Genomic DNA, 18,211 nt, shown 5'->3' with positions numbered 1-18,211 from the left:
GGAGCGGGCACAATGGACGGTCGAGAGGGACGGTGAACGAATACAGATGAGTGACGAGCAGACCTTCTACGAGGCGGTCGGTGGCGCCGAGACGTTCCGCCGGCTCACTGCACGGTTCTACGAGGAGATCGCACGGGACGAGATCGTCCGGCCCCTGTATCCCGAGGAGGATCTCGGTCCGGCCGAACGACGCATGCGGATGTTCCTCGAGCAGTACTGGGGCGGCCCGCGCACCTACTCCGAGGAGCGGGGCCACCCGCGGCTGCGCATGCGTCATCATCCCTTCCGGATCGGGCCGCTCGAGCGCGACGCCTGGTTGCGCTGCATGCACACCGCGATCGCGTCGATCGACGAGAAGACGCTCGACGACGAGCACCGCCGGCAGCTCGTCGACTACATGAACATGGCGGCCGACTCGATGATGAATTCCCCCATCTGACCGAGGTCGGCGCAGCTCAGCGGCCCAGAATCCGGCGCAGGCGGTCCTCCACCTTCTGGGTGAACCGCGCCGCCGGCGACAGGTGACGACGCAGGACGGCGTGCTTGCGCACGTATTCGGGGACCTCCCACAGAGCGGTGGTCCCGGCTCGGAAGAGCGCCGCGTCCCCGGCACGCAAGGTGCGCGGCTCGGAGTCTGCGGACGAGACGATGACCGAGCCCTCCACGATGTGAACAATCTCGTCGACGCCGAAATGCCAGTCGAAGCGACCGGCCGTGCAGTCCCACACGTGTGTGGTGGTGGTGCGGTCGGCGCTGGTCGCCCACTGGCCGCTGCGCGCCACGGGCGCGCCCTCGCGGATCCACGCAGGGTCGATCGGGTCGTCGCGCAGCTCCACGTCGTCCAACCGGACCGCGACGATCGATGTCGTATTCATGCCGTTCGTCCTATCATGCGGGCAGGCCCGGACGGAACGGCCGCGGCCACGTTCGCCCTGCCTTTCGCCCTGTCGTCTGACACGATGAGTCCCGTGGCCCACCCCGCAGCACCGACCTCCGGCCGAGGCGACCCGACGGCGCCGTGGTGGCGCAACGCGGTCTTCTACCAGGTCTATCCCCGCTCGTTCGTCGATGCGAACGGTGACGGCATCGGCGACCTCGCGGGGGTGCGCAGCCGCCTCGGCTATCTCGAACTGCTCGGTGTCGACGCGATCTGGCTCAACCCGGTGATGCGTTCACCGATGGCCGATCACGGCTACGACGTCTCCGATCCTCGCGACATCGACCCGCTGTTCGGGGACATTGCCGATCTCGAAGCGCTGGTCGCCGACGCCCACGCGCGCGGCATCCGGGTGGTGATGGACCTCGTGCCGAACCACGTCAGCGTCGAGCACCGCTGGTTCCGGGCCGCGCTCGAAGCCGGGCCGGGCAGCCGTGAACGCCGGCGCTTCCACTTCCGCGACGGGCGCGAACCGGACGGCAGCGCACCACCGAACAACTGGCCGAGCGTCTTCGGCGGGCCGGCCTGGACCCGCATCACCGAACCCGACGGCACGCCCGGTCAGTGGTATCTGCACGTCTTCGCTCCCGGGCAGCCCGATCTGAACTGGGACGACGAGGAGGTCGTCGAGGACCTCGACAAGACCCTGCGGTTCTGGCTGGACCGGGGCGTGGACGGTTTCCGGATCGACGTGGCCCACGGGATGGCCAAGCCCGCAGATCTTCCCGACCACGAGGGGTGGGAGACCAACGAACTGCTCGGGCACTCCCCCGCCGACCCTCGGTTCAACAATCCCGAGGTGCACGACATCCACCGCCGCATCCGGCGGGTCTTCGACGAGTATCCGGACTCGGTGGCGATCGGTGAGATCTGGGTCGACGACCACGAACGGTTCGCCGAGTACCTGCGCCCGGACGAACTGCATCTCGCTTTCGACTTCCACCTGACGCTGTCGGACTGGGACGCCGACGCCGTCCGCGACGCGATCGAGAAGGGCCTGGCGGCGGTGACGGCGGTGCATGCCTCACCGACGTGGACGCTGTCGAACCACGACGTCGACCGCGAGGTCACTCGGTACGGAGGCGGTGAGGTCGGGCTCGCGCGGGCACGCGCGATGATCCTCGTCGCCCTCGCGCTCCCGGGAGCAGTGTTCGTCTACAACGGTGCCGAACTGGGGTTGCCGAACGTCGACCTGCCCGACGAGGTGCTGCAGGATCCGGTCTGGGAGCGATCCGGCCACACCGAGCGCGGACGCGACGGATGCCGCGTGCCGCTGCCGTGGGAGGGCGAAACACCGCCCTTCGGGTTCACCTCCGCCGGGTCCGCGTGGCTGCCCCAGCCGCCGGAGTGGTCGGCGCTCACCGTTGAGAAGCAACTCGAGGATGCGGGCTCGACGCTCTCGCTGTACCGCCAGGCGATCGAGATCCGTACGGAGCGAAGGCGATCCATCAGCACGGAGCGAAGGCGATCCGAGGGCGGTGGGATCGGCTGGTACGGAAGCCCGGCGGGGGGCCTGGCCTTCCGCCGTTCCGACGGCCTGACCTGTGTTCTCAACGCCGGCGACGTCGCGGTCGATCTGCCTCCCGGCGAGGTGCTGCTCGCGAGTGCGCCGCTCACCGGACACGCACTGCCACCGGACACCGCCGCCTGGTTGGCGTGAGGCTCCCTCAGAGGACGCTCAGACCGAGCCCCCCGCCGCGGCGCAGATAGACCGACCCGAAGCGGGCGTCGAGGCGCATCCAGGTGGCGGACGCCCGGACCCGGACCACCTCGGCGGGATCGATACCCGTCGAGTCGACGCTGTCACGACCGGCACCCGGCACGAAGCCCATCGCACCGAGCGCGAACACCATGCGCATCGGCACCCCCACGGTCGTCCCGGCACCGCTCACCTCGAGAACCTCTTGGGCGAGCAACGACGCCGGCGGTCCCTGCGCGCCGTGCTCGCGGGTGAGCGCGACGCCGCGTTGCGCGAGTGCGACGAGGATCCGTGCCGGCACGTCGTCGACGTGGACGTAGCCGTCGTCGGGTGGAAGTGCGCCGCGCCAGGCGGAATCCATCGCCCAGCCCGGGTCGACCTGGGTGCGCGGTTCGGACCCGGCGAGGAGCGCGGCCCGCAGCGACTCGGCGGCCACGCAGGTGTCGGCCGGAGCCACGGTTCCGCGGACGACGCGTCCGGCGAGCACCTCGAAACCGGTGCGTGTCCACACACCGAGCAATCCGTCGCCGCGGCGGCGCAACCGCACCACGGCAGCCTCGTCGAGACGCGCGGCCCGGGCCAGGAATGCGGCGAGGTCGACGCTGTCGTCGGGGTCGGCGAGCGTCAGGAGGCGCTCTGCACGTCGGATCCGGTCGTCGGTCACGTCGGCCTCGTCAATTGCGGTGCCACCGTCAGTTTCGTTGCCACTGACGCAGGAACTCGCGTTCGTCGTCGCTGAGCCGGCGCAGGCGCTGGGTCTCGATGTCGAACGCCGCGATCTGGGTGGACGCGACCACCGCCGGCGCCGAGTCGACCGGGGCACCGCCCGGCCGCACCTCGTACCCGATCGTGAAGTCGACGGCCCGCACCTTCTCGGTCCACATCAGCACGTCGAGCGGACCGTCGTCGTGGCGCAACTGCCCTCGGTAGCGGACGTGGAGGTCGGCGATGACGGCGCCTTCACGCAGATCGCGAGTGGGGCGGCCGTCGGCGAACAGCCACGGGATCCGCGCTTCTTCGAGGAGGGTGACCATCCGCGCGTGGTTGATGTGCTGGAAGACGTCCATGTCGGACCACCGCACCATCACCTCGGTGTGGAAACCGAACTGTTCGCCCGCACCGCTCACTCGTTACCTCCGATCGGATGCGCGCGTGCGCACCATGCCCCTGATCTGTCGTGCCGCCACCGAGAGGGTGGCGAGGTCCAGACTTCCAGACGCGAATATCTCGTCGAGCGCCGCCCTCGCACGGACGAGTTTGGAGCCGTTGGACGACTCCCAGTCCTCGATCATCTCCTCGGTCGACTCCCCGGGTTCGGCGCCGGCGAGCACGTCGAGGACGAGCGACCGCAACGAGCCGTACAGGTCTTCGCGCAGCGCGAGGCGTGCCAGCGAATGCCAGCGGTCGCCCCGCTCGAGACCGGAGACCGCCGTGAGCAGGCGGTCGACGCCGAGACGCGCGTCGAGGGCGTAGTAGAGATCGGCGACCTCCGCCTCGTCGCGCTGCTCTATGTCGGCGATGTCGATGACGTCGAGCAGCGGGAACTGGTCGAGGAGCCGGAAGACGACGCCCGTGAGCTCCTCCGGTGCTCCTCGTTCGAGGAGCGGGCGGGTACGACGAAGGAAGTCCTCGGCGTGGTGCCCGCGCATCCAGTCCGCGACCCGCGGTGCGAGACGCGCGAAGGCATCGCGGTAACGGCTGATCTCGGCACCGACCGCGAGGGGCTGCGGTCGCGTGGCGAGGAGCCGGCGCGACGCTCGGTCGAGCACGCGGCGGGATTCGAGCAGCAGGTCGTCCTCGATGTCGACAGGCAGCCCGGCGGCCCGGATCTCGTCCCACAGGGCCGGTAGCCCGAAGATGGTGGTGACGGCGGTGTAGGCGCGGATGGCGTCGGTCGCCGTCGCCCCGGCCTCCTCGGCGAGCCGGTAGACGTAGGTGGGGCCGCCGTTGTCGACCGTGGTGTTGGCCAGCATGGTCGCAACGATCTGCCGACGCAGCGGATGCGCCCGGATTCCGGCCCGGAACCGCTCGCGCAGAGCGGGCGGGAAGTAGGCGGGCAGGATCGACGCGAAGGTCTCGTTGTCGGGCAGGTCCGTGGCCAGCAGGTCGTCGACGAGGGCGAGCTTGACGTGGGCGAGGAGCTGCGCCAGCTCCGGCGACGTCAATCCCTCCCCCGCCGCTTCACGACGATCGAACTCGGCCTCGTCGGGCAGGGCCTCGAGGCCGCGGTCGAGTCCACGATCGAGTTCCAGGGCTGCGAGCATCCGACGGTGCACCCCCAGCAGGGACGGCGCGACGACCCGCTCGAGTCCGAGCATGGCGTTCTGCGAGATGTTGTCGGCGAGAACGAGTTCGGCGACGTCGTCGGTCATCGACGCGAGCAGCGGATTGCGGTCCTCCGCCGCGAGTTCGCCGGCGGTCACCATAGCGTCGAGGAGAATCTTGATATTGACCTCGTGGTCGGAGCTGTCGACGCCGGCCGAGTTGTCGATCGCGTCGGTGTTGATCTTTCCGCCGGCGCGCGCGAACTCGATGCGGCCGCGTTGCGTGACACCGAGATTGCCGCCCTCGCCCACGACCCGGGCACGCAGTTCCCGCCCGTCGACGCGCACGCCGTCGTTGCTCTTGTCCCCCACGTCCGCATGGGTTTCCGTCGACGCCTTCACGTAGGTGCCGACACCGCCGTTCCACAACAGGTCGACGGGTGCGCGCAGGATCGCGCGGATCAGTTCGGGCGGTGGGAGTGCGGTGACGTCGTCGGGCAGGTCGAGCACCGCACGCACCTCGGGACCGACGGGCACCGACTTGGCCGTCCGGTCCCACACCCCGCCCCCGGCCGAGACGAGTTCGGTCGAGTAGTCCTTCCACGACGACCGCGGCAGTTCGAACAACCGGCGCCGCTCCTCGAACGACCGCTCCGGATCGGGATCGGGATCGAAGAAGATGTGCCGATGGTCGAAGGCCGCGACGAGCCGGATGTGCCGGCTGAGCAGCATGCCGTTGCCGAAGACGTCACCGCTCATGTCACCGATGCCGACGACGGTGAAATCGTCCGTCTGCGGGTCGGATCCGAGTTCGCGGAAGTGACGCCGGACGCTCTCCCATGCACCGCGCGCGGTGATGCCCATCTCCTTGTGGTCGTAACCGGCGGAGCCACCTGACGCGAACGCGTCGCCGAGCCAGTAGCCGTATTCCGCCGCAACGGAATTCGCGAGGTCGGAGAATGACGCGGTGCCCTTGTCCGCGGCCACCACGAGATACGGGTCGTCGTTGTCGTGACGCACGACCCGCTGCGGCGGGACCGTGTCGTTGCGGGCGGCGTCGAGGTTGTCGGTGATGTCGAGCAGACCGGCGATGAAGCACCGGTAGCACCGCTCGCCACGCTCGCGGACGGCGCGCCGGTCCGCCTCGGCGTCACCGGTCGGACGCGGGGCGTGCTTGACGACGAAGCCGCCCTTCGCACCCACGGGCACGATCACCGCGTTCTTCACGGCCTGCGCCTTGGCCAGGCCGAGCACCTCCGTGCGGAAGTCCTCCCGGCGGTCGGACCAGCGCAGACCACCGCGGGCGACGGGACCGAACCGCATGTGGACGCCCTCGACGCCCGGGGCGTAGACGAACACCTCGAAAGCCGGTCGCGGCTGGGGTAGTTCGGCGATCCGTCGCGGATCGAACTTGAGCGACAACGCCCGGCCGTCCGGGCGCTCGTGCCCGATACCGCCGGCCACGTAGAAGTTGGTGCGCAGGGTCGCACGGATCAACGAGAACAGTCCCCGGAGGATGCGGTCGGTGGCCAGGGCGGTCACCTCTGCGATCGTCGTCGTGAGTTCCTCGGCGATCTGCTGTTCGCGTTCGGCGGAGGCGTTCTCCGGATCGAATCGGGACTCGAACAGCCCGACGAGCAGCGCCGCGGTGTGGGGGGCGCCGAGCAGCACACCTTCGATGTTGTACTGGCTGTACGGAAACTCGGTCTGGCGCAAGTACTTCGCGTAGGCGCGGAGAAGCACGACCTGCTTCCAGGTGAGCCCGGCGCGCAGCACGAGCTGGTTGAACCGGTCGGTCTCGACCGCCCCCCGCCAGGCCACGGTGAAGGTGTCGGTGAGACGATCCGCCAGGGTCGGATCGGCCTCCACGATGCCGTGCTCGATGTCCTCGGGCAGACAGAGTCCGAAATCGTATATCCCGCACTCGATTCCGTCCGATCGGGGCAGCCGGTAGGGCCGCTCGTCGACGACCTCGACGCCGAGGCTCTGCAACACCGGGAGGATCCGGCCGAGGGTGACCGTCTCGTCGGCGATGTACAGGGTGAAACGCAACGACAACGGATCGTCGGAACCCGGACGGTACAGGTGCGTGTCGAGATCGCCGGAGTCGAGCGCTTCCAGACGCCGCAGGTCGTCCAGGGCACGTTCGGAGCCGAAGTCCTCCTTGTACGCCTCGGGCACGACCTCGGCGTACCGCTGCACCAGCAACGGATCGAGATCGCCGGTCGCGGCCGCCGCCTCACCGAGCCGATCGGCCCAGTTGCGGGTCACTTCCGCGAGCATCGCCTGGATCCGCAGGCGGTTCTCCTCGGAGGTGTCCACCTCGCGACGTGCGCGCCCGGAGAAACGGATCGTCACGTGCAGCAACGCGAGGTCACGTTCGGAGACCCGCGCGGTGTAGTCGAGTACGCCGCCACCGAACTCGCGCAACAGGATGTCCTGGATCGCCACGCGCACCTTCGTCGTGTAGCGGTCGCGCGGCAGGTAGACGAGGCACGAGATGTACCGCCCGTAGGTGTCGACGCGGACGAACAACCGCACCTGCCTGCGGATGTCGACCACCGCCGTAACGGTCTCGTAGAGGGTGTCGGTGTCCATGGAGAACAGTTCCGCGCGGGGCACCGTCTGCATGATCTCGAGCATCGCCTGGCCGCTGTAGGACGACAGCTCGACCCGCGCCCGCGCGACGACCTCCCGCACCCGGCGCGAGACCACGGGGATGTCGAGGATGTTCTCGTGCAGAGCGGTCACGGTGAGGACACCGAGGAAACGATCCTCCCCGACGAGCGCGCCGTCGGCGTCGAGCCGGGCGACGCCGACGAAGTACGGATAGACGGAACGGTGCACGGTGGCGGGAAGCGCGCCCTGAGTGAGCACGAGCAGCGGGCGGCGGCACGTGCCGACCTCACCGGGCAGGTCGAGCGGGTCCGCGACCGAGGCATCGGTGCGCAGCACTCCCCTGCCGCTGCCGGGCACGGGCGTCGCGCGCACGTTGTCGTCGCCGCCGTCGGGAACGAAGTCGTAGCGCCGGTAGCCGAGAAGGGTGAAGTTCCCGCCGCTCAACCAGCGCAGCAGTTCGGCGGTCTCGGTGAGCTCGTCGGCCGTGTAGTGCGCCGGCGGATCGGCGGCCAGGCCGTCGAGCGCGTCCGCGAGGTCGCGCTGCAGGGCGTGCATCTTCCCGGAGTCCGACGCCACCTGCCGCACATCGGACAGTACGCGCCGCAAGCCGTGATCGATCTCCTCGAGCGATTCGTCGTCGACGGGCCCGCGCAACTCGATGTGCATCCACGATTCGGCGACTCCACCCGAGGCCCGTCCGCCTTCGTCGGCCAGGCGCTCGAGGTCGCCCTCGGCGGTGCGGCGCGCAGACAGGACGGGGTGGATGACCGTCGCCACCGAGACACCCAGCCGGGACAGCAGTGCCAGCACCGATTCGACGAGCAGCGGCATGTCGTCGGTGACGATCTGTACGGCGACACCCATGCCCTCGGTGCGGCGCACACCGACGACAGCGGTGCCCGGTGCGCGGCGACGACCGAGACGGACGTGCTCGAGCGCGGCCGCGCCGTGGTCCGTGGTGAACTCTCCGGAGCCCTGATAGATCCGCTCGAGGACCGCCTCGGGAGAGGCATCACTGTCCGTTGCATTTGTCTGCACCACAGCCGGATCGGCCATCGACACCCTTCCTGCTCTGTCAGGCGGATACACCGCGCGCCGCGGACGGACTCGTGATCGAGCCTATCCGCGGCGCGCAGTCGGGGGGTCGGAACCGGCGGGTCGGGTAACAGCCGGGCCGGTCGACAGGATGTACCCGCTCAGCCGGTGGGCGTGACGGCGCGGTGCCGGTCGAGCACCGCCCGTACCTCGTCTGTCAACGGCTGCGACGTGTCGGTCTCGGGATCGAAGCCGACGAGCACGGTGTCGGCGACCGCGCACACCACGCCGTCCCGGTCGAGGATCGTCTGACGCACCGTGAACGAGCTCGTGCCGAGACGCAGCACCGTCGTCTCGACCTCGATCGGCGCCGAGGAATCCTTGATCGGACGCAGGAACTCGACGTCCATCTTCCGGAGCACGACGGCATCGCGGGCCGGCAGCTCGCTCCGGAAGAACTTGATGCGCCCTTCCTGCAGGTATTCCACGATTTTGGCGTTGTTGACGTGCCCGAGCCGATCGGAGTCGCCCCAGCGCACCTCGACCGGGCACCGGTAGGGCCGGTGGCCGTTGCGCTCAGTCACGCGTGAGCTTCCGGTGCGTGACGCGGTGCGGACGTGCCGCATCGGCTCCGAGACGCTCGATCTTGTTCGCCTCGTAGGCCTCGAAGTTGCCCTCGAACCAGAACCACTTGCCCTCTTCGACGTTGCCCTCCCACGCCAGGATGTGGGTACAGGTGCGGTCGAGGAACCAGCGGTCGTGGGAGATCACGACGGCGCAACCCGGGAACTGCTGCAGCGCGTTCTCGAGCGACGACAGGGTCTCGACGTCGAGGTCGTTGGTCGGCTCGTCGAGGAGGATCAGGTTGCCGCCCTCCTTGAGCGTGAGCGCCAGGTTCAGGCGGTTGCGCTCACCACCGGAGAGCACACCGGCCGGCTTCTGCTGGTCGGGACCCTTGAACCCGAACGCGCTCACGTACGCGCGCGACGGCATCTCGTTCTGCCCGACCTCGATTAAGTCGAGACCGTCGGAGACCACCTCGAAGACCGTCTTCTTCGGGTCGATGTTCGCGCGGTTCTGGTCGACGTAACTCAGCTTGACCGTGTCGCCCACCTTGACGGTGCCGCTGTCGGGCTCCTCGAGACCGACGATGGTCTTGAACAGCGTGGTCTTGCCGACGCCGTTGGGACCGATGACACCGACGATGCCGTTGCGCGGCAGCGTGAACGACAGGTCCTTGATCAGGACACGGCCGTCGAAGCCCTTGTCGAGGTGCTCGACCTCGACAACGACGTTGCCCAGACGCGGCGGCGTCGGGATCTGGATCTCCTCGAAGTCGAGCTTGCGGTACTTCTCGGCCTCGGCTGCCATCTCCTCGTAGCGGGCCAGACGCGCCTTGTTCTTCGTCTGCCGGGCCTTGGCGCCGGAGCGGACCCACTCGAGTTCCTCGCGGAGCCGCTTCTGCAGCTTCTGGTCCTTCTTGCCCTGGACCTCGAGACGCTCGGCCTTCTTCTCCAGGTAGGTGGAGTAGTTGCCCTCGTAGGGGTGCAGCTTGCCGCGGTCGACCTCACAGATCCACTGCGCGACGTGATCGAGGAAGTACCGGTCGTGGGTGACGGCCAGCACGGCGCCCGGGTAGGACGCGAGGAACTGCTCGAGCCACAGCACCGACTCGGCGTCGAGGTGGTTGGTGGGCTCGTCGAGGAGCAGCAGGTCGGGCTTGCTCAGCAGCAGCTTGCACAGCGCGACACGGCGGCGCTCACCACCGGAGAGATGGGTGACGGGCTCGTCCGGCGGAGGGCAGCGCAGCGCGTCCATGGCCTGCTCGAGCTGCGAGTCGAGATCCCACGCGTTGGCATGGTCGAGCTCCTCCTGGAGCTTGCCCATCTCCTCCATCAGCTCGTCGGAGTAGTCGGTGGCCATCAGCTCGGCGATCTCGTTGAACCGGTCGAGCTTGACCTTGATCTCGCCGAGGCCCTCCTCGACGTTCTCCCTGACCGTCTTCTCCTCGTTGAGGGGCGGCTCCTGCTGGAGGATGCCGACGGTGGCCTCCGGATCGAGGAAGGCCTCGCCGTTGCTGGGCTGATCGAGCCCGGCCATGATCTTGAGAATCGACGACTTGCCCGCGCCGTTGGGTCCGACGACGCCGATCTTCGCGCCGTGGTAGAAGCTCATGGTGACGTCATCGAGGATGACCTTGTCACCGTGCGCCTTGCGCACCTTCTTCATCGTGTAAATGAACTCCGCCATGACCACCAGCGTATCGGTCGACGGTCGATAACCCACATCGTGCGAGCACGACAGGTGGGGGCCGGCACCGAGTCCGGCAGGTGCCGGAGCCTCTGTCAGGGTCGCAACAGCTCCGCGACGAAGCCCGTGGTGTCGGGCAGCGACGCGAACATCGTCTCCGAATGACCCGTCGGGTACGTCTTGAACTGCGCGTTCGCGCCACCGGCCCACAGATTCGCGATCAGCTTGAACGCGAGGGGCGCGGGCACCGTCGTGTCGCGCAGGCCTTGGGCGAGGAACAACGGCCGGTCGTATCCGGCGGTCGGCACGGCGAGATAGTCGGTGAACGCCGCGCGGAACCGGTCGTCGTTCAGCGGTCGGGCGAGGACCTCACCGACGCCGACCTCGCCGTATCGGTCGATCAGGTCGTCGTAGCAGAGGCGTTCGGCGGTGTCGACGATCTCCCGTCCGAGGGGCGTGAGGTATCCGTCGAGGTTCAGGGCCGGATCGGCGTCGCGCAGGCCTGCGAAAATGTAGGCAGCGAAGGCGGTGAGTCCGTCGAGGCCGAGATCGGGGAAGCCCGGGAATCCGAGCGGGAACAGGTACTCGAGGTTGGACGGGGCGCCGGTCGTGAGCGTCCCGCGGAAGTCCAGTTCGGGTGCGCGGGTGGTCGCGGCGTGCGCGGTGTGCAGACCGGTGTGCCCGCCCTGCGACTGACCGATCACGACCCAGCGGTCGGACAGCGACGGTTCGACAGCGCGTCCCGCCCGCACGATGTCGATGACGCTGTTCGCGGCGCTCTGCCCGTCCAGATAGCGGTGCAGCCCGTCGGACCCGAGACCTGGATAGTCGGCTGCCACGACGGCATAGCCCTGCCCGAGCCAGTGGTCGAGATAGGCGGTGTCGCGCGGTGTGCGTGGCAACCGCGAGGGTGCGCACGAATCGTCGAGGCCGACGGTGCCGTGCGCCCACGCGACGACGGGCCACCCCCCCTCTGGAGGCGTGCCGTGGGGAAGGAACAACGTCCCGGTCGCGGTGGTGGGAGCGCCGCTGCGCCACTGCGTGGTGTAGGCCAGGGCCCGCGCCGAGGACGCGCCGGGCAGCGACAACCCGGGCTCGAGCGGGGCGACCTCGACGACGGTCCCCGGTGTGTCGACGACGGCCCCCGGCGCCGGACTCGCATGCACCGCGGGAGGTGCGAGGAGTGGTGTCAGCAGTGCCAGGGCACAGGTGAGCAGCAGAGCCGGGACACGCGTTGTACGGGTCACGTCGTGGACGATACGGGCCGTACCGCCGGTGCGTCCGCATTCGTCCGATTCGCCGGACCGGGATTGAGCGATCCGCAGGACGGGCACCCTCCCGGCATGACATCCCACTCCCACGGATCCGCGCCCGCCACATCTCCCGCGACCCGCACCGGTCGCGACATCGCCCGCGTCGTGGCCGTGGCGGTGAGCGCTCCGCTTGCCGTCGTGGTGTCGTTCTTCGGTTCGGGCGCGGCCGGTGGGACGCCGGTCGCGGAGGCCGCGGGTGGTGCGTTGTCGGCGGATGCCACGGCGGTCGCGCCCGGCGGCCCGGCGTTCTCGATCTGGACCCTCATCTACGCCGGTCTGCTCGCGCTCGCGGTGTGGCAGGCACTGCCGGCGAACCACACCGATGCGCGTCAGCGCGCCGCGGGCTGGTGGATCGTCGCGTCGATGCTGCTCAACGCCGCGTGGATCACGGCGATCCAGTTCGATCAGGTCTGGCTGAGTGTCGTGGTGATCGTCGCGTTGCTCGCGGTGCTCGTCCGGGTGTTCCTGATCTTCACGCGCGTGCTGCCGTCGAGCAGGCTCGAAGCGGTGGTCGTCGACGGCACGATGTTCGTCTACCTGGGCTGGGTGTCGGTGGCGACCGTCGCCAACACCGCCGCTGCCCTGCGTTACGAGGACATCGATCCGTTCGGCTGGGGAGCCGACGTGTGGGCGATCATCGTGCTGGCCGTCGTCGCCGCCGTCTCCGTGGTCCTCGCGACGGCAGGTCGGGGCCGGCTGGCCGTGACCGGTGCGCTCGTGTGGGGTCTGGCATGGATCGCGGTCGCCCGCACGGGTGACGGCGGTCTGGTGTCCACTCCCGCAGCAGTCGCCGCCGTGACGGCCGCGGTCATCGCGGTCGTGGCCACCGTGGTGGCGCGCATCGGCGCCGAGCGCTCCCCCACCCGCACGACAGCAGCCGCCTGATTCCCTCGGACGTGCACATCTCGTCGGTCCGCTTCGGCGTGGCGCGACGAGATGTGCACGTCGGAGCGGGTGCGGTCAGCGACCCTCGCGGTCGCGGCGCGCCAGCTCGGCGAACATCGCGTTGTGTGCCGCGAGATCGGCGTCGTCGTCGCGTTCGGCGGCCCGGTCGACACGGCGCGCCGTGCGCCGGTCGCTGCGCGACCACTGGACGAGCAGGGCGAGCATCACGAGCACGAGCGGGATCTCACCGGCCGACCACGCGATGCTGCCGCCGACCTTCTGATCGGAGAACAGGTCGTAGTTCCACGGCAGTGCCAGGCCGCGGTAGTAGCTCTCGGCCATCACCGTGCCCATGCTCATCAGGGTCACACCGAAGAAGGCGTGGAACGGCAGCGAGCCGAAGACCATGGCCAGCTTCGTCACCGGCTGCAGGTCGCGCGGCGACGGGTCGACGCCGATCACCACCCAGTAGAAGAGATAGCCGCTGAGCAGGAAGTGCAGGTTCATCAGGACGTGCGCGGTGTGACTGTCGATGAACGCGGTGAAGATTCCGCCGAGATACAGGGCGTAGAAGCCGCCCACGAACATGACCGACGCGACGATCGGATGCGTGAAGAATCGCGACGGCGGGCTGTGCAGGAACTCGAGGATCCATTCGCGCGGTCCGGGAGGGGCGTTGCGTCCGGCCGGCTTGAACGCACGCAGGGCGAGGGTCATCGCCCCGCCGAGCGCAAGGAGCACCGGGGCGAGCATCGACAGAGCCATGTGCGCGCCCATGTGCACGCTGAACATCGCCGGCGAGTACATCCCGACGCCCGAACTGGTGGCGACGAACAGCACGAAGCAACCCGAGAACCAGGCGATCGACCGGCCGACCGGCCACGAGTCGCCGCGCTTGCGCAGCGTCCACAGACCGATGGCGTAGGCGGCGGCGAACACGAGAGCAGCCGTGCCGAAGATCAGGTCGAAGCGCCACTGGCCGAAGAACAGGCTCACGAACGACGGCGGTACGTCGAGCTGGTAGCCGAGCTCGACCTCCTGGATCGTCGGTACCGAGGCCGGCGGCGGCGGGGGCGTGCGGCCGAGTCCCACGGCCAGGCCGATGGTCGCGGCGAGGACGAACGCTTCGACGAGGGTGAACCGCACGAGCGCGGACCGGCTGGTGGGGTCGGCTTCGAGGGCCGGAAGCGCCCGGCGTCGCTGAGCCCAGCCGAAGATGCCGAGCAGGATCAGCGCGAGGGTCTTCGCGAGCAGCAACCTGCCGTAGGTGGTGGTCGTCAGGTCGTCGAACGACATGCGGACCGCGGCGTTGATCACGCCGCTGACAGCCATCACGACGAACGCGAGTCCGGCGACGAAGGAGAACCGCCGGGCGGCGACATCGGTGTGCTCCCCTCCCCGCATCGAATGGGCGAGCAGCGCGAACAACCCGCCGGCCCAGACGGACGCCGCGCCGAGGTGCAGCACGAGGCTGTTGGTCGCCATATCGTGCGAACCACCCGACGAGGAGTGCCCGGTCAGGGCGATCGGCATGAGGGCGACGAACGACAGCAGCAACAGATACGGCGTCCACGACCAGCGCACTGCGAGTCGGGTCAGCAGCGCGGTGATCAGCGCGAGCACGGTCGTCCAGGCCCAGGCCAGCGCGACCTCCACCTGACCGAGCGCCGAGAACAGGTTCTCCGGACGGATGGCCTCACTCAGCGGACTGCCGGAAGTGTCGGACAAGGTCAGCGGCACCATCAGCGCCGCTGTCACGGCCCACACCGTCGCCGCGACGCCCGCCGTCCGCACGGCGCGATAACCGCCGACGTCGAGTACCCCGCTCCGCTGCGGGGGCACGAGGAAGGCGGCGAAGAACAGCGAGCCGATCGTGATGACCGTCGCGATCTCGGAGATCGCGCGGACCGCCGGGAGACCGTAGGTGGTGAGCGGACCGGGATCGGGGATGCCGAGCAACACCAGAGCCTGCGCAGCGGACAGTCCGACCGCGAACGCCGCGACGAGGGCGGCGAGGAGGCCGAAGAGAATCAGCAGTGCCGGCGGGTTTCCCCTCATGGGGGCGGGCGCCGGAGGCTGCGCGGGAGACGCGAGCTCGGATGTTGCCATGCCTACCAGGGTAGGACGTTCACGCCATGACCTACGACACGCCGTCGGAGTCCCCCGTCCCCCGTATCCGTGGACGTAACAACGTCGACGGCGTGCTGCAGGGCCACGAGTGTGTCGGCCGCCACCATCGCGTCGCAGTGTGGAAGCGCGGCGGACATCGACCCGGTCGAGGGCGTGAAACCGGACTGCCCGGCCCGGGGGTTGAGCCACACCAGCCGGTGCGCGCGACGCCGGATCCTGGCCAGGACGTGGGCGAGTTCGGTGGGATCGTCGCTGTCCCAACCGTCGGACGCGACGACGACGATCGCTCCGCGCATCAGGTGTCCGTGATGGGAGGCGACCACCTCGGCGAGCGAACCGGCGATGCGGGTGCCTCCGAACCGCGTCCGTACCCGCTCGTTGGCGACGCCGATCGCCTGATCGACCGACCGGTGCCGGAGGACCGGCGTCAGACGCGCAGCTGTGGTGGAGAACACGAAGACCTCAGCCGTTCCGGTGTGGGCGAGCGCACGCACGAGATGCAGATACACCCCGATGTAGGGACGCATGGAACGGCTGACATCGCAGAACACGACGACCTGCCGCCGGCGTCGACCCGGTCGCGTGCGGATCAGCCGGAGCGGCTCGAACCCCGTGCCGCGGGAGGCTGCGATGCTCGCGCGGATATCGACGCGTCCGGTGTGGCGTTGCACCCGGCGGCGGGTGCGACGGATCGCCCAGCGCGCTCCGGCCGCCTCGATCCATGTCTCGAGGAGTGCGAGTTGCGCCGGATCGAGGTCGTCGAACCGCTGATCGGCGATCTCGGCCAGTGCGCTCGCCACCTCGCGCCCCGGGCGGCCGGGTGCCCGCTCCCCCTCTGCGGATTCGACGATCGTCCTGGTGACCCATGGAACGTCGTGCCCGGAAGTGGGAACCCCGATGGGCCGGCTGGGTCCGTCCGGTGTCGACGCCCCCGGCGCGCCTTCGTCCTCGGGTCCCGTGCGACGGGCGTGCGGGTCGAGCGGAACTGGTGCCTCGCCGAACACCCGGTCGAAGACCGTATCGAAGGTGGACAGGCTCTCGTACCGGTCGACGAGGGTGAGCCGCGCGGTCCAGTACAACCGAGTCCGCGTGGTTGGCGGACACGCACGCAAGCCGCGCGTGAAGGTCGCCGCTCCGTCCGCCGGGACCACGATCCCGGCGGACCTGAGCCGGTCGACCAACGCGACTGTGAAGGCGGCGTGATCGACCCCGGGGAGCAGCCCGGCGCTCATTACACTTCGGTGGAGACGAAGCGGGTCAGCGCCTCCCCCAGCGCGTCGCCGTCGTCGGGAGTCTTCGCCAGTGCCGCGAGCGACATCGCCGCTTCGGGCCGGACGAGGTCGGTGACACCGAGCGCGGCGAGGGCCGATACCCAGTCGATGGTCTCCGCGATTCCGGGTGCCTTGTCGAGATCGAGTCCGCGGGCCACCGCGACGAAATCTGTGGCACGTTCGACGAGCGCGAGGTTCGCCGATGGCACCGTGCGACGCAGGATCGCCACCGCCCGGGCGCGGTCGGGGTAGTCGATCCAGTGGTACAGGCAACGTCGCCGCAGTGCGTCGTGCAGGTCGCGGCTCCGATTCGAGGTCAGCACGACAACGGGCGGGCGGGTCGCGGTGAGGGTGCCGAGTTCGGGAATGGTGACGGCGAACTCCCCCAGGAACTCGAGCAGCAACGCCTCGAATTCGTCGTCGGCACGGTCGATCTCGTCGACGAGCAGAACGGCGGGTGTGTCGCCGCGGTGGCGGACGCAGCGCAGGATGGGGCGTTCGAGGAGGTATTCCTCGGAGTACAGGTCGGCTTCGGCGGGAACGTCGCCGCGCGCCTCGGCGAGCCGGATCGCGAGCAACTGGCGTTGGTAGTTCCAGTCGTAGAGGGCCTCGGCGACCGACAGTCCCTCGTAGCACTGCAACCGGATCAGCGGGCTGCCGAGAATCTGCGCGAGCACCTTGGCGGCAGTGGTCTTGCCGACCCCAGGTTCGCCCTCGAGCAACAGCGGTCGCCCCAATGCGACGGCGAGGTGGATCGCGGCGGCGGTGCCCTGATCGAGTAGGTGATCGTGGCTGTCGAATCTGGCCATCACGTCGTCGACGCCGGTGAAGATGCCCGGAGAGGACGGGTCGGTCACGCGACGTCGTCCTTCTCGAAGCGGCTGCGGCAACCCGGGCAGCAGAACCACATCGTCCGGCCCGCAACGACGAGGTGCGGGGTGGACTCGGTGATCGTGACGGTCATCCCGCACACCGGGTCGACGGCCGTCTGCGGCTTCGACTCCGTCTCCCTCGGCACCTCGACGCGTCGACAACTCTCCTCGGAGGGGCGGATGAGGCTGCCGCTGCGCGCGACTCGCACGATGTCGGCCACGATCGACAGTCCGATCTCCGCGGGGGTGCGGGCACCGATATCGAGCCCGACCGGGGTGTGCACGTGGGCACGCTCGTCGTCGGTCGGATCCACCTCGTCGAGCACCGCGGCGCCGCGGGTGTGACTGGCGACCAGACCGATATAGCGGCTTCCGGCGTCGAGCGCCGCGCGGATCACACTCCCCTCGTCGCCTCCGTGACTCGCGACGATCACCACCGACGCCTCGGCAGGCACTCGCGTCCCGCGGATCCGTTCCACCGAGTAGTCGACGCGCCGCGCGAAGTCGCTCACGGCGTCGGCCACGGGCGAGTCCCCGAAGACGGCCACCACGAGCGCAGGCATCCGCGGCTCGAGAAAGATCTCGGTGGCCCCACCGGACATGCACGGGTTGACCGCGATCGTCGCCCCCGGGGTGTCGGGGAACTCGGCGGCTCCGGCCGGCAGCACCCGTAGGAGCATGCTCTCCCCTCGCTCGAGCACCGTGCGGGACATTTCGCGCACCGAGTTCTCGGTGCACTGTCCGCCGACGAACCCCTCGATCGTGCCGTCGGCGTGGACGAGCGCCCGGTCGCCCGAGTGCGCGGACGTCGGCGGCTGTGCCCGTACGACGGTCGCTTCCACGAACGGGCGGCGTTCGCTGCGCAACTGTGCTGCCCGCATCGCAAGGTCCATGTCCTCGTACTCCGCTCGTTCCACTCGAATCCTTCTGTCGCGT

The 18,211-nt window shown here is 69.2% G+C and carries 14 protein-coding genes; 3 read left to right on the top strand and 11 right to left on the bottom strand.

Translation table 11 applies throughout. From position 1 onward, the window contains the following. Nucleotides 1–46: 46 nt before the first annotated feature. On the top strand, nt 47–439 hold the full coding sequence (locus IM25_RS14455; RefSeq protein ID WP_006551125.1) for a globin: 393 nt from the start codon (nt 47–49) through the stop codon (nt 437–439). Between the two features lie 16 nt (nt 440–455). Here the strand turns inward: IM25_RS14455 and IM25_RS14450 are convergent, their stop codons facing one another. Further along, nucleotides 456–875, bottom strand: a complete 420-nt coding sequence (locus tag IM25_RS14450; protein ID WP_006551124.1) for a cupin domain-containing protein — start codon at nt 873–875, stop codon at nt 456–458. Between the two features lie 84 nt (nt 876–959). On the opposite strand from IM25_RS14450, the gene IM25_RS14445 reads away from it, so the two are divergent. Then, complete coding sequence (locus IM25_RS14445; protein WP_065996531.1) at nt 960–2,597, top strand: glycoside hydrolase family 13 protein; 1,638 nt, start codon at nt 960–962, stop codon at nt 2,595–2,597. Between the two features lie 7 nt (nt 2,598–2,604). On the opposite strand, the gene IM25_RS14440 is transcribed toward IM25_RS14445, so the two are convergent. From IM25_RS14440 to IM25_RS14415, 6 genes are all read right to left on the bottom strand, one after another. Further along, nucleotides 2,605–3,300: a hypothetical protein gene (locus IM25_RS14440; protein ID WP_084295017.1), complete on the bottom strand. Its 696-nt coding sequence runs from the start codon at nt 3,298–3,300 to the stop codon at nt 2,605–2,607. 28 nt (nt 3,301–3,328) lie between these two features. Beyond that, the gene (locus IM25_RS14435; protein ID WP_016691845.1) at nt 3,329–3,763 is read right to left on the bottom strand and encodes an acyl-CoA thioesterase; all 435 of its coding nucleotides are present in this window, start codon (nt 3,761–3,763) and stop codon (nt 3,329–3,331) included. A gap of 3 nt (nt 3,764–3,766) precedes the next feature. Beyond that, on the bottom strand, nt 3,767–8,575 hold the full coding sequence (locus IM25_RS14430) for an NAD-glutamate dehydrogenase (RefSeq protein WP_033096450.1): 4,809 nt from the start codon (nt 8,573–8,575) through the stop codon (nt 3,767–3,769). A 140-nt stretch (nt 8,576–8,715) separates the two neighbouring features. Further along, nucleotides 8,716–9,138, bottom strand: a complete 423-nt coding sequence (locus tag IM25_RS14425; RefSeq protein WP_033096449.1) for an acyl-CoA thioesterase — start codon at nt 9,136–9,138, stop codon at nt 8,716–8,718. Next, nucleotides 9,131–10,804 carry an energy-dependent translational throttle protein EttA gene (gene ettA, locus IM25_RS14420; protein WP_033096693.1) on the bottom strand — a complete coding sequence of 558 codons (1,674 nt, stop codon included), beginning with the start codon at nt 10,802–10,804 and terminating at the stop codon, nt 9,131–9,133. Before ettA ends, IM25_RS14425 begins: the two co-directional genes overlap by 8 nt. A gap of 95 nt (nt 10,805–10,899) precedes the next feature. Then, nucleotides 10,900–12,051 (bottom strand): lipase family protein, encoded by a 1,152-nt coding sequence (locus IM25_RS14415; protein WP_232333331.1) that lies wholly within the window; start codon nt 12,049–12,051, stop codon nt 10,900–10,902. 96 nt (nt 12,052–12,147) lie between these two features. Here IM25_RS14415 and IM25_RS14410 point away from each other — a divergent pair, with 96 nt between their 5' ends. Continuing rightward, the gene (locus IM25_RS14410) at nt 12,148–13,002 is read left to right on the top strand and encodes a tryptophan-rich sensory protein (protein ID WP_033096448.1); all 855 of its coding nucleotides are present in this window, start codon (nt 12,148–12,150) and stop codon (nt 13,000–13,002) included. Between the two features lie 75 nt (nt 13,003–13,077). Here the strand turns inward: IM25_RS14410 and IM25_RS14405 are convergent, their stop codons facing one another. Genes IM25_RS14405 through IM25_RS14390 form a run of 4 tightly spaced genes read right to left on the bottom strand, consistent with a single transcriptional unit; the run spans nt 13,078 to nt 18,168 of the window. After that, nucleotides 13,078–15,111 carry a cytochrome c oxidase assembly protein gene (locus tag IM25_RS14405; RefSeq protein WP_033096447.1) on the bottom strand — a complete coding sequence of 678 codons (2,034 nt, stop codon included), beginning with the start codon at nt 15,109–15,111 and terminating at the stop codon, nt 13,078–13,080. Between the two features lie 2 nt (nt 15,112–15,113). Then, nucleotides 15,114–16,364 (bottom strand): vWA domain-containing protein, encoded by a 1,251-nt coding sequence (locus IM25_RS14400; protein WP_019289028.1) that lies wholly within the window; start codon nt 16,362–16,364, stop codon nt 15,114–15,116. Next, entirely contained in the window at nt 16,364–17,212 is an 849-nt protein-coding gene (locus tag IM25_RS14395; RefSeq protein ID WP_138845521.1) for an AAA family ATPase, read from the bottom strand. Before IM25_RS14395 ends, IM25_RS14400 begins: the two co-directional genes overlap by 1 nt. Before the next feature lie 44 nt (nt 17,213–17,256). Then, on the bottom strand, nt 17,257–18,168 hold the full coding sequence (locus IM25_RS14390) for an XdhC family protein (RefSeq protein WP_033096691.1): 912 nt from the start codon (nt 18,166–18,168) through the stop codon (nt 17,257–17,259). Between the last annotated feature and the right edge of the window lie 43 nt (nt 18,169–18,211).

The organism is Rhodococcus sp. p52 (genome assembly GCF_000763325.2).
GTDB lineage: Bacteria > Actinomycetota > Actinomycetes > Mycobacteriales > Mycobacteriaceae > Rhodococcus > Rhodococcus pyridinivorans.
The sequence above is the reverse complement of the archived record's forward strand: the minus strand, read 5'-3'. Positions and strand labels throughout refer to the sequence as shown.